Below are 15,130 nucleotides of genomic sequence, written 5' to 3'. Positions count from 1 at the left end.
CAAGGCTTGACAAGGGCCGGGGGTTTTGCTATCTTGGTAGCGTGCCCACTATCAGCCGAAGGGCACAAAGGGGGTTAGCATGGCTGAGCTTTCGGGGGGGTACGGCCCTCATAGGGCTGCTGCTTCCCTCTAGCCTCTAGGGAGTGACCGCCGTCTCCGGCACCGTCAGCCTGGAGTTCTGGACGGCCTCGGCGGAAAACATCCCCGTGACCGTGGAGATCGGCTTTGGGTAACCCCTACGCTCCGTATCGCGTCTATAGGAAGGCGGGCGGGGGCAACTACTCGCTCGTCGGAGAGACCCCGATGCGGCTGTGCTTGGACACCTCGGCGACCAACGGCACGGCGTACACCTACAAGGCGTGCGTGCTGAACGCGAGCGTCGGGGAGGCGGTGCTTTTCGCGTGCAAGCTCAAGGAGCCGCAGAGGTTCCGCGTTGACGTAGCAGAGGATTCGACCGGCATCGTCGTGAAGACCTGGACCTCGCCGTCCGCCAGTCCAGTGGTGGCCTATGAGTGGGATGGCACCGACATGTACGGCACGGGCGTGGAGGACGACACGTACTGGGTCACGATCACACTCATTGACAAGGATCCGACCATTGCGAGCAGGGCGAAGCGTGTGGAAGTCAGCCTTTCCGGGCTAGGGACCGTCCGCTTCGTTGCAGTCAACAACATGCCCGGCGGACCCAACTCCTGGGGACAGCGAAAGCTCAGAGCAATTCGCGCGGCGTGCAAGGCCGCGGGTGTGTCTCTGAAGGTCTTCAACCGTGAGAACGCGTATTGGGATGACTACGGGCCGGATCAGGACCGCCCTGGAGTGGCGTCCTTCCTTCAGACGTCATATATCCGAGCGTTCTACGCAAACACCCACGGCAACCATTGGCTAGTCGACGGACAGCCGCGCAAACCGTCAACGTCCTTCGAGTTGCGGCAGTGGCAGCCGACATTACCGGGGTGGGCACCCGGTGACGCGGTGATCTCTGTGAATCGGCAGGTCATGGAGCCCTTGAATATCCGCGAAGGCAGGCTCCGACTCGTGTGGCTAGACGCCTGTGGCACTGGACGCCGCAACGCCGGCATCATACCGACCAACATCAAGGACCCGGCCTCGTGGCGCAACGTCAGCGACACATACATGAACGACCTTGCCCATTTCGGTTTTCGGATCAGGAACCCACACGTTAACATCGATCCGGCGTGCTACTACATGGGGTATTTCGGATACGGCTATGTCAACGAGCCCTACTACGACATGGTGCGCCTTTTCTTTAGCCGCTTTTCGGAACAAAGCGGCACCTTGCATACTATCGGCGCTGTGATGACTTGGCTCGCCAACCAAGGCGCGGTCACTAATGACTTTGCCGGACCGCCATACATCGAAGGCGACTGGCTTACGGTGTGTCCCCCATTCTACAACATCCGAGTATTCACCGACACGTGGAGGTCAGGGATAGGCAAGTACTACGACGGCCTCAAGATGTCGGACTTGCGGTGAGAGGAGGTGAGGCACGGTGTGGAAATGGGTTGTGGTAGGACTGATCACCGCAGTAGTGGTGGCAGCAGGCTGGTACGTGGCAGCGGGAAGAGACGCTAAGGCAGCTGCCCGGGATGTGCCAACGAAAGGACCGCTCGTAGCAGCCGAGCTCGCCCCAAAGAGCTTGGATGAGGTCAAGTGGTTCCTAGTGGGCAACACGCTCTTGCGGCCGGATGACTACCCGGACATCAGCGAGATGCTGTGTCGGGCTCTTCACGAGCCCTGCGCATACATCCACTTTCGGAAAGACCCCCTCATCACACTCGAGCCCCCTGTCAGCTCACCTTTCTTCGTGGGCCTACGGGACGGTTCCGTGCTGCTCGCTGATCACTTCCGCCTGCCGCGGGATCTGAACGGACGTCTCCTGCAGCTGCGCGGTCTCGACCTCGATGGCAACGAGTGCGAGATCTTCGTCACGCCGAACGCCGATCTGAGGCTTGGTTTTGCCGCGTGGCAGGTGTTGGCCAAGCAGGAGTTTCGCAGAGTGGTAGACGAGGGTGCAACCTATTACGAGCGCGAGTGGAGGCCGGCTGCGAGCGTGACGCAATCAGAACGTGCTCTCATCGAGGGTGCGCTGCGACGCGCACCTAGGGTTTTCCCGGATCAGACTTATGAGAATGAAGGACAACCGGGCAGCCGATACGACGAGCGGCAGGCGTGCCGCGTAGAACTCGAGGAAGCAGTTCCGGTGATGTTGATACCGACTGACAAGTGGGACCCCTACTATCACCTGAAGAGGACGGACGGCAGGGTTGACCCTCAATGGGAGTCGGTACCTGGGCGCATACAGGCGTACAAGGTGAAGCCGGTGATGCGGTATGTGGATCAGGCCGTGGTGGGCCCCAGCGACTTCTTGCACGGTAAGGCGGCAGACGTCCGTCTTCGCCTAAAGGACACGAAGCAGTGGTTATACGTGACGGTGCTGTACGAGGATCCGAAGTAGTAGGTAGCGGGGGCGCGCTCCGCGCGCCCCCGAAGCCGAGACCTGAGATGCAGAACCTGAACATCTGCATGTTGACGGGCACGTGGAGGTCAGGGATAGGCAAGTACTACGCAGGCCGTATGATGTCCGGCCTGCGGTAGTAAGTCACTAGCCATGGCTCCAGTCTGTGTCTGTCTCCTCACGCGCTGCTCCCTCGGGACTGCAGCTTGGCCCGGAGCATTGCCGCTACCCGTATCCTGCCGGGCGGTCATAATCAGCCCGTGGGACTCTATTCCGCCATAGCAAGACCGTTGCTCTTCAGGTCTGACCCAGAGCGGGCGCATCGGCTGGCCCTGCGGTGGCTGGCTGTTCCCGGCTTCGCGCGCCTGCTGTGCGGCCCCCCTCATCGCGACCCAAGGCTGGCCCAAGAACTCGCGGGCATCACTTTCCCGAATCCCATCGGTCTGGCGGCCGGTTTCGACAAAGATGGCGAGGCCGTCGAGGCTTGGGCGACCATGGGCTTCGGGTTCGCAGAACTAGGCACCGTTACCCCCCGGCCGCAGTCCGGCAATCCGCAGCCGCGGCTCTTCCGCCTTCCCGCCGACTGTGCGTTGATCAACCGAATGGGCTTCAACAACGCCGGAGCCGCCGCGCTCGGCGACAGGCTGCGGTCGCGGAGCCTACAAATCCCCGTCGGGGTGAACCTGGGCAAGAACCGCGACACCCCGCTGGAGCGCGCAGCCGAGGACTACGCCTCCGCAGTGCTGTCGCTCGGATGGAGCCCGGCGTACTTTGCGGTCAACGTTAGCTCTCCCAACACCCCCGGCCTGCGCGAGCTTCAGGACCCACTGGCCCTTTCAGATATCGTGGACGCAGTGCGCCAAGCGGACGGAAGGCTCGCCCCTCACAACCGAATCACGCCTCTGTTCGTAAAGGTTTCGCCGGACTTGAGTACGGAGGACCTGGAGGCCGTCGTGGATGTCGCTCTGCGCAAACGGATTGCCGGCATTATCGCCACGAACACGACACTCTCGCGTGAGGGGCTGCGTACCGAGACGCAGGAGGAAGGCGGTTTGTCCGGGGCGCCGCTCCACAGCAGGAGTACGGAGATGGTTAGAGCCATCCGCCGGCTAGCGGGCGAACGAATCCTCGTCATCGGCACCGGCGGCGTGTCGAGTGTGGAAGATGTGCTACAGATGCTCCGCGCCGGAGCCAACTTGGTTCAGGTGTACACGGCGCTCGTGTACGAGGGGCCGACGGTGGTCCGACGTCTGTGTCGCGGCCTCTCGCACGAGATGGATCGCCTGAGGGCTGCTTCGTTGCAGGAGATAGCGGCACCCGAACGCGAATACGGAACGGCGTCGGAGGGAGCCGGATAGGAGCAAGGTATGGGGGCCTGGTACTACGCGGAAGTCGGAAGGGTGATGGGGCCGCTCGCCGAGAGCGAGGTGCACGGCGCCATCACGGACGGGCTGCTCGCCCCTGAGACGCCGGTGTGGACAGAGGGCATGACCGGCTGGGCGCCGCTCGGGGCGGTGACCGAGTTCTTCCAGCTCTTCTCGCCAGAACAGCGCCGCGCCGCCCGCGAGCACATGCCCGACGATCTGCCCCCGATCCCCGAGATCGAGCGTGGCGGCGCTCCAAAACCCCCGCCATTGGCCCAACAGCCACCCTACGTCCAGGTCAACGTGGGCCAGCCCTACAGCCCGTCTCCCCTCGCGCCCTACGTAGGGGCGAAGAGCAAGGTGGTGGCCGGGGTCCTCGGCATCCTACTCGGAGCGTTCGGCATCCATCGCTTCTACCTGGGCTACAACGGCGTGGGTACCGTGATGCTGTTGCTCACGATCTGCACCTGCGGGTACGGCGGGATCATTACGGGCCCTTGGGGGCTCATCGAGGGCATTATGTGCCTCACGGGCTCCATGCGCGACGCCAACGGCATGCCGCTCTCCGATTAGTCCGAGGCGGCCGAACTCTCCGGAACGGGCTCGCCGATCATGTGCAATATCGTCACCTGCGCGGCAAGCTGCCCCGCGATCTTGCGGAATGCGTGCGCCTGCGGTCGGTCCGGATAGGCCAACACGCTGGGTAGACCCTTGTCGCTCGACTCCCCGACCAGCGGGTCCAACGGAATGCTTCCGAGGAACGGCGCCTGGAACTGCCGCGCCAGTTCCCGTCCGCCGGGGCCGGGAAACACCTGACTCTCCACACCGCAGTTGGGGCACACGAACCCTGCCATGTTCTCGATGACCCCGATGATGGGCGAGTTCATCTTGCGAAACATCGTGATGGACTTGCTCGCGATGCGTGCCGCCACCTCTTGAGGCGTCATCACGATTACCACCCCCGAGAGTGGCACCAGTTGCGCAGCGGACATCGGCGCATCCCCCGTACCGGGTGGCAAGTCCGCGATGAGGTAGTCCAGTTCTCCCCACTCCACCTCGCCGAAGAGCTGTCGAACCGTGCCCGCAACGATCGGTCCCCGCCAGATACCTGCCTGCTCGTCCCGCATCATAAAGCCGATCGACATCAGCCGCACGCCATGAGCCACGATGGGCACCAGCTTGTGCTCGAACACACGAGGCTGTTCCTCGTGGCAGCCCATCATGCGCGGAATGCTCGGGCCGTATACGTCGAGGTCCACCAGGCCCACCGAGGCCCCAGTTTCGGCCAGCGAGATGGCGAGGTTGCAGCTCACGGTGCTCTTGCCGACACCACCCTTTCCGCTGGCCACAGCGATGACGTGCTTCACGTCCGGCACCAACTCGTGGTCGGCCGTGCGCCCATCGATGACCTTCGCGCTCAGCCCGACGTTGACACTCTCGACTTCTGGCAAGGCCATCACGGCATCGTGAGCCTCCTGCTGCAGGATATCCCTGACCGGGCACGCCGGGGTTGTCAGCTCTAGCGTGAAGGCCACGTTGCCCCCGCAGATCTTGATGTCCTTCACAAAGCCGAGGTCGACGATGCTTCTATTGAGGTCGGGATCGCGAACGGGACGGAGCGCATCTAGGACCATCTCTTCGGTTACAGGCATGGCGGCAGTCTACCTTTGCTTGGCCGTTCGCCGACCGAGCCCGGGCCCTGAGCCCCGAGTCACAGCCGACCGAGACTGATCCTGGCAATACGCCAGGCTTGCTTGACTCCCGATTCGAGCGTCGGTTATACTTCGGGTGCATTCTCAAGGAGGCCAGAGGGCCAAGGTGATAAGAAATCCGGCATTTTAGGCGGGACATGCGCCCACCTGAGCGCACGCTCATGAACGAGCGCATTCCGCGCTTCTACCGCGAACTGGTCGTAATCAACGAGCACGGCGAGAACCTGGGGACCATGGATGCCGATAAGGCGCTAGCCCTAGCGCATGAGGCGGAGTTGGATTTGGTTCTCGTGAACCAGAACGTGCGACCTCCCGTGGCACGCATTGTGGACCATGGCAAGTACCAGTACGAACAAGAGAAGCGCGAACGCGAGGGGAAGAAGAAGAAAACCGTCTCGGAGCTCAAAGCCGTTCGCATGCGTCCCGGGACCGACGACCACGACCTAGACGTGAAGCTAAGAAACGTGATTCGGTTCCTGAACGAGGGGCACAAGGTGAAGTGTTCGGTGATGTTCCGCAGTAGGGAGATCACCAGACCCGAGATGGGTCGGCAAGCTCTGGAGCGGTTCGTCCAGGCTACCCAGGATATTGCGGTTGTAGAGCGTGAGCCGAGCGTGGACGGGCGCTTCATGATCATGATCCTTGCGCCAAAGCCGGGCGTGGCTCAGGCAGCCAAGAAAGCGCAAGAAGCTGAAAAGGCCGAGCCGGAACCTGAGACGAGCGGTGAGGCGGCGAAATAGCACACTCGAGACGGGATGGAACCGGTTGCCGAGACACCGGCGGAGGATGAATTGGCGAAGCTGAAGACTAGCAAGACTGCAATGAAGCGCTTCAAGGTGAGCGGGTCGGGCAAGCTGATCCGTCGCAGGGCGTATGACAACCACATGTTCATCCACAAGCGGGGCAATCGCAAGCGCCGGCTCGGCAGCGACGCGACGCTCACCCCCGCCTTCGAGAAACGCATGAAGCGCATGTTGGGAATGTGAGGCGGCTGAGAGATGGCTAGAGTTCGAAGGGGAGTTACCACCCACAAGCGCCACAAGAAGATCATCGAGAGGGCAGAAGGCTATTGGGGGCGGAAGAAAAACGTCTTCAAGCGAGCCAACGAGCAGGTGATGAAGTCCGGCCTGTACGCCTATCGCGACCGGCGCAACAAGAAGCGGGACTTCCGCCGACAATGGATCGTACGGCTCACCGCAGCCTGCAAAGAGTTGGATTTCAAGTACGGCGAACTGATCCACGGGATGGTGGAGAAGGGTATTCAGCTCGACCGCAAGACGCTGGCGCACATGGCCGTGAACGACGCCGACGCGTTTAGGGCCCTGGTCGACTCCGTTCGGCAGGTATAGACCCATCGCGAGGTTTGGAGCGCCCGCCGAGGGGTCGGCGGGCGCTTTTTCGTGACCCGCACCCCCCGTCTCCTCGGCATCGCCCACAATGGCAGGACGGTGATAGGATGACAGAGATAGATCGAATCGAGGCAGAAGCCAACGAACGCCTGGCAGCGTGCAAGAGCCTGGCCGAGCTCGAGGCCGTCGAGACCGAGTACCTCGGGCGCAAGGGTGCACTGAGCGAGTTCCTCAAAGGCATCGGCAAGCTGCCTCCCGAAGAGCGCCCGACCGCCGGTCAGCGCTGCAATGCCTTGAAGCAGTCACTCGCGGCCGCCGTCGAGGCAAAGCGTGCAGCCATCGAAGAGACCGAGGGCGCCTCGCGGCTGGAGGCCGAGCGCGTGGATGTGACGATGCCGGGCCACCCGCCGAGGGTGGGACGTGCGCACATCCTGAGCCAGACTGCAAGGCGCATCGCACAAGCCCTCATCGGTCTCGGGTTCGAGAGATATGAGGGCCCCGAGTTGGAGCAGTATCGCTACAACTTCGAGGCACTCAATTATCCCGAAGAGCACCCTGCGATGGACGAGCAGGATACTTTCTGGATTGACGACGTGTACCTGCTGCGCACGCAGACAACCTCGTTCCAGGGCCGCATCTTCGAGGTGCGCAAGCCGCCGTTCCGCATCTTCACCATCGGCCGCTGTTTTCGGAACGAGGCGGTGGACAGAACCCACTCACACACATTCCATCAAGTGGACGCGTTCATGGTGGACGAAGGCGTGAGCATGGCGCACCTAAAGGGTACGTTGGCACAGTTCGCTCGCCTGATGTTCGGCGAGGGAGTGAACGTGCGCTTCCGACCCGACTTCTTCCCCTTCGTCGAACCGGGAGTGGACTATGCGATCACCTGCATCTTTTGCGCCGGGACAGGGTGCGGCATCTGCAAGAAGTCCGGCTGGATAGAACTGGGCGGGGCAGGCTTGGTGCACCCGGACATCCTGGAGAACTACAGGATCGATACCTCGCGCTACTCGGGCTTTGCATTCGGGCTGGGAGTGGAGAGGATCCCAATGCTGCAGTTCGGAGTGGATGACCTGCGTTACTTCACGGACAACGACCTGCGCTTCCTGCGCCAGTTCGGAGGGTAAGGCGAGATGCTTGTCACACTGGAATGGCTGAAGGAGTATGTGGAGTTCGACCTGAATGCCAACGAGACGGCCACACTGCTGACGCTCGCCGGGCTCGAGGTCGAGGGCATCGGGGACAGCGACCTGGGACCGGTGCTGGACGTGAAGGTGACACCGAACAGGGGCGATTGCTTGAGCGTGGTGGGCCTCGTGCGTGAGATCATCGCAAAGCTCGCCGATCGCTGCACACCCACCTCGGCTTGGGACGATTACCGGCACGGATGGGCTTACGGTGACGAGGACGGGCCACATGACTGTGCTTCTCACGCTTCGGTCACCATCGAAGCTCCCGAACTCTGCCCTAGGTACGGCGCACGCCTCGTGCGCGGCTTCAGCATCGGTCCGTCATCAGAGCTCATGCAGAAGCGGCTAGCCGCCTGTGGGATGAGACCTATCTCCAACATTGTGGACGTCACCAACTATGTGCTGCTCGAACTGGGACAGCCACTACACGCATTCGACCACGACCTGCTACATGGTGGCTGTGTGGTAGTGCGACGAGCACGGGACGGGGAGACTATTACTACCATTGACGGTACCGAAGTGAGCCTGACATCGGAGATGTTAGTGATCTGCGACGAGGACCACCCAGTGGCTTTGGCAGGTGTCATGGGTGGCGCCGAGTCCGAGGTGACCGAAGCAACGCATAACTTGCTACTAGAGTCGGCCCACTTCGATCCCGTATGCATCCGTCGGACGAGCAAGACGGTGGGAGTGAAGAGCGAGTCGAGCTATCGCTTCGAGCGCAGCGTGGACCCTGGCGGCGTGGTCACGGCGCTCAACCGCGCTTGCCGCCTCATCGAGCGTGAGACCGGCGTTGCACCGGTGCGAGGAGTAATCGATGTGTACCCAGAGGGACCGAAGCCACGGCTCATCGAGTTGGACATGGCACGAGCCGACCTCCTGCTTGGCATGAAGGTGCCCCTCGGCGACGCGATGGGCTATCTCACGCGACTGGGTCTGAAGGTCCAACCTGCAGGTGGTGGCAAGTTGACGGTCACCGTCCCGGAACGCCGCCCAGACCTCCAGCGCGAGGACGACATCATCGAGGAGATCGGACGTGTCCACGGGTACGAGCACATCCCGGACGAACTGCCGGTGGGCAGAACATTGCTAGGGAGAGAGTCGCCCACTACGGCTTTCGAGGAGAAGCTTCGAGACCGCCTGGTCGCACTCGGGCTGAACGAAGTGATCTGCCACTCGCTCCGCGCTCCCTCGCCGCTGGATGATGCGGAGCCCGGTGACTATGTGGCACCGCGCACACCGGCTGGCCCCGATCTCAGCGTGCTCCGGCCCACCTTGATTGCGGGGGTCGCGGCAGCTGCTTTGTACAATCTGAATCGCGGAATCTTGGACATTTCTCTGTTCGAAATTGGCCGCGTATTCCGACGACTGAACGAAGGATACGAGGAAAACAAGCATCTCGCGCTGTTTCTGTGCGGGCGGAAGGAACCGGTGAGTTGGCGTATCGGAGAGAAGGGCCCACATTTCGGCTTTTTCGACGCTAAGGGTCTGGTGACTGCGTTACTGGAGACTCTGGGGATAAGGCCTGCGTTCGCGCCTCGCTGTGACAACAGACTGCACCCTGGCCGTGCGGCGGACATTTTGGTGGGTGAACAGAACTTGGGTTACGTCGGCGAAATCCACCCTCGGCTCGCGGAGCGGATGGACCTTCCATCCGGTAGCCAGATCGCCGAGTTCGATGTAGACGCGCTGATGGCGGCCGCGGCCGGAGTGAGCAGGTTCTCGCCGCCGCCTAGGTTCCCGGCTGTCCGACGCGATATCGCCTTCGAGGTGCCGAAGAGCGTGTCGTATGCCTCGGTCGAGCTGGCGGTGCGAGAGTGTGCGGGAGAGGTGTTGGAAGAAGTCCGACTTTTCGACGTATACGAAGGAAAGGGCATCGCCGAAGGCTCGCATAGCCTCGCTTTGGCGCTCACGCTGCGCAAGACAGACGGCACCATGACCGACGAAGAGGCGAACGACGTCCGCGAGCGAGTGTTCGCAGGGCTCGAGGCCCTCGGAGCACGAAGGCGATGATAGTTAGTTTGAGGCTAGATCCGAATAGTGGGAGGGAAGAATGAGAGCAAGTTGGTTGGCTGTGGTAGGCGTATGCATAGGAGTCATGTTGAGTGGTTGCAGCGGAACATCCGAGCAACCTACGACGGTGGATAGAACATCGGTCAGGACTGCGGCAGCCGTCCAGGATATGCCACCCATCTGCCCGGTGACGGGGCACCGTATCGAAGACGTGAAGGCTGCCCCGAACTCCGTATACGAGGGGAAGCGCTACTACTTTCAATGCCCGTCGTGCAAGGCGGAGTTCGACCGCGACCCCATCAAGTACACGGCTGGCTTCGACGAGAAAATAGCGGCTGCAAAGAAGGCGTCCGACTCTTCCGAAGAGTCGGACGAGTCGGATAAGTCCGACACCTCCCACTAACCCCCCGGGAACAGCATGCTCTCGACGAACAGGTCTTGAAAGTCGGGCTGCCGCGCGAACTCCACGTAGCGCGTGCTCGCGGCGATCTTGCGGCCACGGCGCTCGGCCTCCCGGTTCATCGCCATCATGCACGCACCGTAACCTGCCGCGTTCCCCACGCCCTCGACCCGTTCGAGGGGTACCCTGGGTAGCAGCCCGATGCGCATGGCCGCAACCGGATCTATGTGACTCCCGAAAGCGCCTGCCACCAGGACGCGGGGAAGGTCCGTCTCGTCCAGTCCCGCTTCACGACACAGTATGCGCCTGCCCGCAGCGATGGCTCCCGTCGCGAGTTGCACCTCGCGAATGTCGCGCTGTGTTAGCATCACCGGGCGACCCAGTGCAGTCTCGGACTCCGTCGCGAGCACGAAACCGTACCCGCCCTGGGTCGGAACCACTCTCTCACGCAAGAACGGCGGACACTCTTCGGGTGGCAGCACTTTGCCCGTCGGCTCTACCACGCCGGAATCCAACAGCGCTGCCACAGCGTCAATCAATCCCGACCCACAGATGCCGCGTGGCTGTGCATTACCGATCACGCCTAGGTGGACTCCTTCGCCGTCTATCCGAACCCTCTCTATCGCACCCCGGCTCGCTCGCATACCCTGACTGATGCGCGCACCCTCGAACGCAGGACCCGCGGCATTGCTACCACCCAGAATGCTATGCCGATTGCCCAACAGCGTCTCGCCGTTCGTGCCGACGTCCAACAGGAACGCCAACTCGTCCCTTCGGTCCAGGTCCGTCGCAACCGCCGCTGCTACCAGGTCGGCACCTACGTACCCCGATACACACGGCGCGAACACACACCGCGTGGTATCGGGCAGCGAGATGTGTAACTCCGATGGGACAAAGACGATCTCCTCGGTCGTCAGCGGAGCGTATGGTGACATGCCTAACGTAACAGGATGAATGCCGAGCATCAAGCAGGCCATCGTCGGATTTCCTACCACACACAGCCGATAGATGCGCTGCTGCCGAACCTTCGCACGTCGGCACATCTCTGCAATCAGGCGGTTGATATCGTCTCGCACCTCTCGCTGCATCTCGAACAGGCGACTGTCCTGCTCGGTCACGGCGGTGATCCTGCTCAACACGTCCGAGCCCCAGCGTCCTTGGCTATTCGCGCACGAAGCCGCTGCCACCACCCCATCACCATTCAGGGAGACAAGGTAGCCTGCCACGGTGGTAGTGCCGATGTCCACCGCCAGTGCGAACGCCTCGCCACGAGTGTCGCCTTCCTCCAGTGCGAGCAACTGCCCGTCCGAGTACACACACGTGGCGCTCTCCTTACCCGACGCTCGGAGCTTAGCCAGCGATCGCGCTACCCGTAACAGCGACGTCTCGGACGGCTTCAGGCCAGCCACCTGCAGCCACGACCGCGCATCTTCGGAAGCATTCTGCGGGATCGTGATAGCACTCTTCGTGATGCCATGATCCAACGGGTAATCGCCAAGGGACTCCACGCCACGGGTCTTGGTCTCGTCTTCCGTCTCCACTCGGAGCGGAAGGGCAATCAACAAGTCGCCTTCCACTCGCTGTTGACACGCGAGTCGCATGCCTTGGTCAATCTCCAGCTCCGTGAGCTGTTTGCGCTCGATGTCGTTCAGCGTGGATTGACCTTGTAGCACCTGCACGCGGCACTTGCCACAGGTACCCAGACCACCGCAATCGGCGGGGATGAAGTGTCGGAACTCGTGGAGGGCATCGAGCAGTTGTTGGCCTTGTTCGGCGTGCAGCGGCAGCGCATCGGGCAGCACCATGATAGTGTGATCGCTCATGAATGGCGCTCCGAGTGCGGAAGGCCGTACTCGTCCGCAGCCTCGACGACCGCGCGGATGTGCTCCCATGGGGTATGCGGACATATGTTGTAACCGTCCTGCAGGTGCAATCCTCCGTGGGGAGCCAGCACCGACATCACATGATGCGCCGCACGCTTGATGTCGCTCACGGGTCCGTTCAGCAGCAGCATGGGGTCCAGATTACCGCGGAAAACCACTTTGCCCGCGAGGGTCCCGACGTAGTCCTCGGGACGATTCACATATCCCGCACCATCCAGCGAAGTGATATGCAAGTAGTCCATCAGAGTCGGTATCACGTGCGTGTTACGGCCACAAAGGTGCATCCCTCTAGGTGCACCAGGCCGCGACAGCGCTTCATACAGTGCAAGCGTGTGAGGCGCGACGTGTTCACGATACTGATCGTTGCTCAGCATAGGCACGGGGTCGTCCGAAAGCCAAAACCCGTAGTCGAGATCCACGCCACGCAGGCGACGAAAGGCATGCTCGGCCTCGATCAGACCATGGGTCAGCTTGGACATCGCTTCCAGCAACAGCTCCGGACATTCCATCATCCACACGAATAGGTTCTGCTGTGCGGCATCCACCATCATAATGTACGGTGTGTCGCCCGTCACACCTACGTGGATATTGACAGGTACGGGTTCGCCGTTCACCCGCACATCGAACCGGTCTCTGGCCTCCATCATCGCGTAGTACCACTGCAGCGACTTCCCCCACAGCCCGGCGTCGGGAGGGGGCTTCTGCAGCTTCTGCAGGTCTACTTCGTCCCGTAGAAAGGGCCTGGCACGCGGCGGGTCATCGGCCAGCCATTCGATCTCGCACCCCACCGCGCTGGAGTTGACAACGTTCTGGAAGTCGGGATTGAGTGTGATAGTACCGTCGAAGGGTCGGTCGTCCGGTGCCATCTCGTATAGCAGTTTCCGGTTCAGCAGTTGATGCCGCATCTGTGTCACGGGGTCCGAGAAGTACTCCTCCCAGCTAACCCCCCGCTCCGCAAGGTAGAACTGCGCCTCGAAGCCCATGCTAACAGGCACGCGATCTACGTACTCGAATCGCTCCAGAGCCTCGAAACGTCGCCGCGCAGCCTCGGCCCGCTGCATGTCAATTCGGATGTCAATACGCTCTCGGCCCGTCATTCGCGGAACCGCGCCTTCAGGTCTTGGTAGAGATTGCGGAAGAGACGATAGCGGCTCTCATACACCGCATGCCTCTCCGCATTCGGTCGGAAGCCATCCGAGGTTCGGACCGTAGCGTCGCAAGCGGCTTCCACAGTGGGCCATGCACTCACTCCTACGCCTGCTAGTAGCGCCGCGCCGTAGGCGGGTCCTTCATCTACTGCTACTCGCACATGTGGTCGGTCGGTCACGTCGGCGAGTATCTGCAGCCAGATATCGCTCCGCGCCCCACCGCCGGATGCACGCACCTCACCGATGCTCGCCCCCATGTTCTCCAGCAGGCCATAGGAGTCACGCAGGCCGAAAGCCACGCCCTCCATGACAGCGCGAGCGAAGTGCGCACGGGTGTGACTGAGTGTGACACCGAAGAACACCCCTCGCGCCGCAGGGTCTTTGTGCGGGGTGCGCTCGCCAGTCAGATAGGGAAGGAAAATGAGCCCTTCGGATCCGGTGGGGGCAGTCGCAGCCTGCTCCGAGATCAGGTCGTAAGGGTCGCGGCCCTGTTCCACCGCGAGTTTCTTCTCCGCATCGCAGAAGGTGTCGCGGTACCACCGAAGACTGCCTCCGGCGGCGAGCATAACACCCATCACGTGCCACTTGCTTGGCACCGCATGGCAGAAGGTGTGCGCGCTCAACGCAGGGTCCACCTCGGGCGAATCCAGCGTAGTGAATACCACCCCGCTGGTGCCTATCGCTGTGGATACAATTCCCATTCGTACGGTTCCGACGCCGACTGCTCCCGCAGCCTGATCGCCTCCTCCACCTACCACCGGCGTGCCTTCCGGCACTCCGATGTGCCGCGCGCCCTCCGACGATACGCGCGCTGTGACTTCCGCCGACTCGGCAACCGGCGCCATCCACTCTCTGGGTATCTCCAAACGATCCAGTACTTCACCGGACCAGGTGCGCTTCGGCACGTCGAATAGGCTGGTACCGGATGCGTCCGACACCTCTGCGGCTGCAACACCTGTCAGCCGATATCGCAGGAAGTCCTTCGGTAGCAGCACACGGTGTACGCGGGCATAGTTCGTGGGCTCGTGATTACGCAACCATAACACCTTCGGCGCGGTGAAGCCTGTTAGGGCAGGGTTGCAGGTGATCTGAACCAGGTTAGGTACCCGCTCTTCGATCTCGTGGCACTCGGCTTCCGTGCGCTGGTCGCACCAGAGAATGGCAGGGCGAATCACTCGCCCGTCTGCGTCCAGAAACACCGACCCATGCATCTGCCCGGTCAGACCTACTGCGCAGACATCGCCGCCCCCGCCTACTTCGCGCAGCGCGGCGTGTACGGCGGTGGCTGCTGCGGCCCACCAATCGTCCGGGTCCTGCTCGGCCCACAACGGCATCGGGATGTGCAATGGGTACTCCGCGAGGCCCCGCCCGAGCACTTTCCCGTCTCGGTCCACGGCCAGCGCCTTCAGCCCCGAGGTGCCGACGTCTATCCCCAGAAACAGCTCACTCATGCCCTGCGAGTTCGCCGTCGCGTCGCTGCATCCCTCCGTAGCATTGGGACCACGGCTACTGGCAAGAGCCGTACCGCCCAGAGCACTTGGAATTGGGTGGAGTGTGGTGCTGCTACTCGTGCTCCGGTTCTCTCGCGGGCC

14 protein-coding genes are annotated in these 15,130 nt (G+C 62.1%); 10 read left to right on the top strand and 4 right to left on the bottom strand.

Annotation, left to right across the window (positions count from 1 at the left end; all coding sequences use genetic code 11):
* The first annotated feature begins 225 nt into the window (after positions 1 to 225).
* From HRF45_08740 to HRF45_08725, 4 genes are all read left to right on the top strand, one after another.
* Complete coding sequence (locus tag HRF45_08740; protein ID MEP0766609.1) at positions 226 to 1,494, top strand: hypothetical protein; 1,269 nt, start codon at positions 226 to 228, stop codon at positions 1,492 to 1,494.
* A 16-nt stretch (positions 1,495 to 1,510) separates the two neighbouring features.
* Positions 1,511 to 2,476: a hypothetical protein gene (locus HRF45_08735; protein MEP0766608.1), complete on the top strand. Its 966-nt coding sequence runs from the start codon at positions 1,511 to 1,513 to the stop codon at positions 2,474 to 2,476.
* A gap of 260 nt (positions 2,477 to 2,736) precedes the next feature.
* A complete protein-coding gene (locus HRF45_08730) occupies positions 2,737 to 3,834 on the top strand; it encodes a quinone-dependent dihydroorotate dehydrogenase (GenBank protein ID MEP0766607.1) in 1,098 nt (365 codons plus the stop codon).
* Between the two features lie 9 nt (positions 3,835 to 3,843).
* Positions 3,844 to 4,413, top strand: a complete 570-nt coding sequence (locus tag HRF45_08725) for an NINE protein (GenBank protein ID MEP0766606.1) — start codon at positions 3,844 to 3,846, stop codon at positions 4,411 to 4,413.
* Here HRF45_08725 and HRF45_08720 read toward each other — a convergent pair.
* On the bottom strand, positions 4,410 to 5,492 hold the full coding sequence (locus HRF45_08720; protein MEP0766605.1) for an Mrp/NBP35 family ATP-binding protein: 1,083 nt from the start codon (positions 5,490 to 5,492) through the stop codon (positions 4,410 to 4,412). The two genes, HRF45_08725 and HRF45_08720, sit on opposite strands and share 4 nt — an antisense overlap.
* Before the next feature lie 221 nt (positions 5,493 to 5,713).
* Here HRF45_08720 and HRF45_08715 point away from each other — a divergent pair, with 221 nt between their 5' ends.
* The 6 genes from HRF45_08715 (at position 5,714) to HRF45_08690 (ending at position 10,510) form a co-directional block, all read left to right on the top strand.
* A complete protein-coding gene (locus tag HRF45_08715; GenBank protein MEP0766604.1) occupies positions 5,714 to 6,292 on the top strand; it encodes a translation initiation factor IF-3 in 579 nt (192 codons plus the stop codon).
* 15 nt (positions 6,293 to 6,307) lie between these two features.
* Entirely contained in the window at positions 6,308 to 6,538 is a 231-nt protein-coding gene (gene rpmI, locus HRF45_08710; GenBank protein MEP0766603.1) for a 50S ribosomal protein L35, read from the top strand.
* A 12-nt stretch (positions 6,539 to 6,550) separates the two neighbouring features.
* Positions 6,551 to 6,901 (top strand): 50S ribosomal protein L20, encoded by a 351-nt coding sequence (gene rplT / locus HRF45_08705; GenBank protein MEP0766602.1) that lies wholly within the window; start codon positions 6,551 to 6,553, stop codon positions 6,899 to 6,901.
* 107 nt (positions 6,902 to 7,008) lie between these two features.
* A complete protein-coding gene (gene pheS, locus HRF45_08700; protein MEP0766601.1) occupies positions 7,009 to 8,031 on the top strand; it encodes a phenylalanine--tRNA ligase subunit alpha in 1,023 nt (340 codons plus the stop codon).
* Between the two features lie 6 nt (positions 8,032 to 8,037).
* The gene (locus HRF45_08695) at positions 8,038 to 10,107 is read left to right on the top strand and encodes a phenylalanine--tRNA ligase subunit beta (protein MEP0766600.1); all 2,070 of its coding nucleotides are present in this window, start codon (positions 8,038 to 8,040) and stop codon (positions 10,105 to 10,107) included.
* A gap of 169 nt (positions 10,108 to 10,276) precedes the next feature.
* Positions 10,277 to 10,510, top strand: a complete 234-nt coding sequence (locus tag HRF45_08690) for a YHS domain-containing protein (protein ID MEP0766599.1) — start codon at positions 10,277 to 10,279, stop codon at positions 10,508 to 10,510.
* Here the strand turns inward: HRF45_08690 and HRF45_08685 are convergent.
* From HRF45_08685 to xylB, 3 genes are read right to left on the bottom strand one after another with little or no spacing between them, the layout of a single operon-like run.
* A complete protein-coding gene (locus HRF45_08685) occupies positions 10,507 to 12,330 on the bottom strand; it encodes a DUF4445 domain-containing protein (protein MEP0766598.1) in 1,824 nt (607 codons plus the stop codon). The genes HRF45_08690 and HRF45_08685 overlap by 4 nt on opposite strands.
* On the bottom strand, positions 12,327 to 13,487 hold the full coding sequence (locus HRF45_08680; GenBank protein ID MEP0766597.1) for a hypothetical protein: 1,161 nt from the start codon (positions 13,485 to 13,487) through the stop codon (positions 12,327 to 12,329). The genes HRF45_08685 and HRF45_08680 overlap by 4 nt, the downstream gene beginning before the upstream one ends.
* Entirely contained in the window at positions 13,484 to 14,989 is a 1,506-nt protein-coding gene (gene xylB, locus HRF45_08675; GenBank protein MEP0766596.1) for a xylulokinase, read from the bottom strand. The genes HRF45_08680 and xylB overlap by 4 nt, the downstream gene beginning before the upstream one ends.
* Positions 14,990 to 15,130 lie beyond the last annotated feature (141 nt).

This window comes from Fimbriimonadia bacterium (assembly GCA_039961735.1).
GTDB lineage: Bacteria > Armatimonadota > Fimbriimonadia > Fimbriimonadales > JABRVX01 > JABRVX01.
This window is presented reverse-complemented; position numbering and strand designations above follow the sequence as displayed.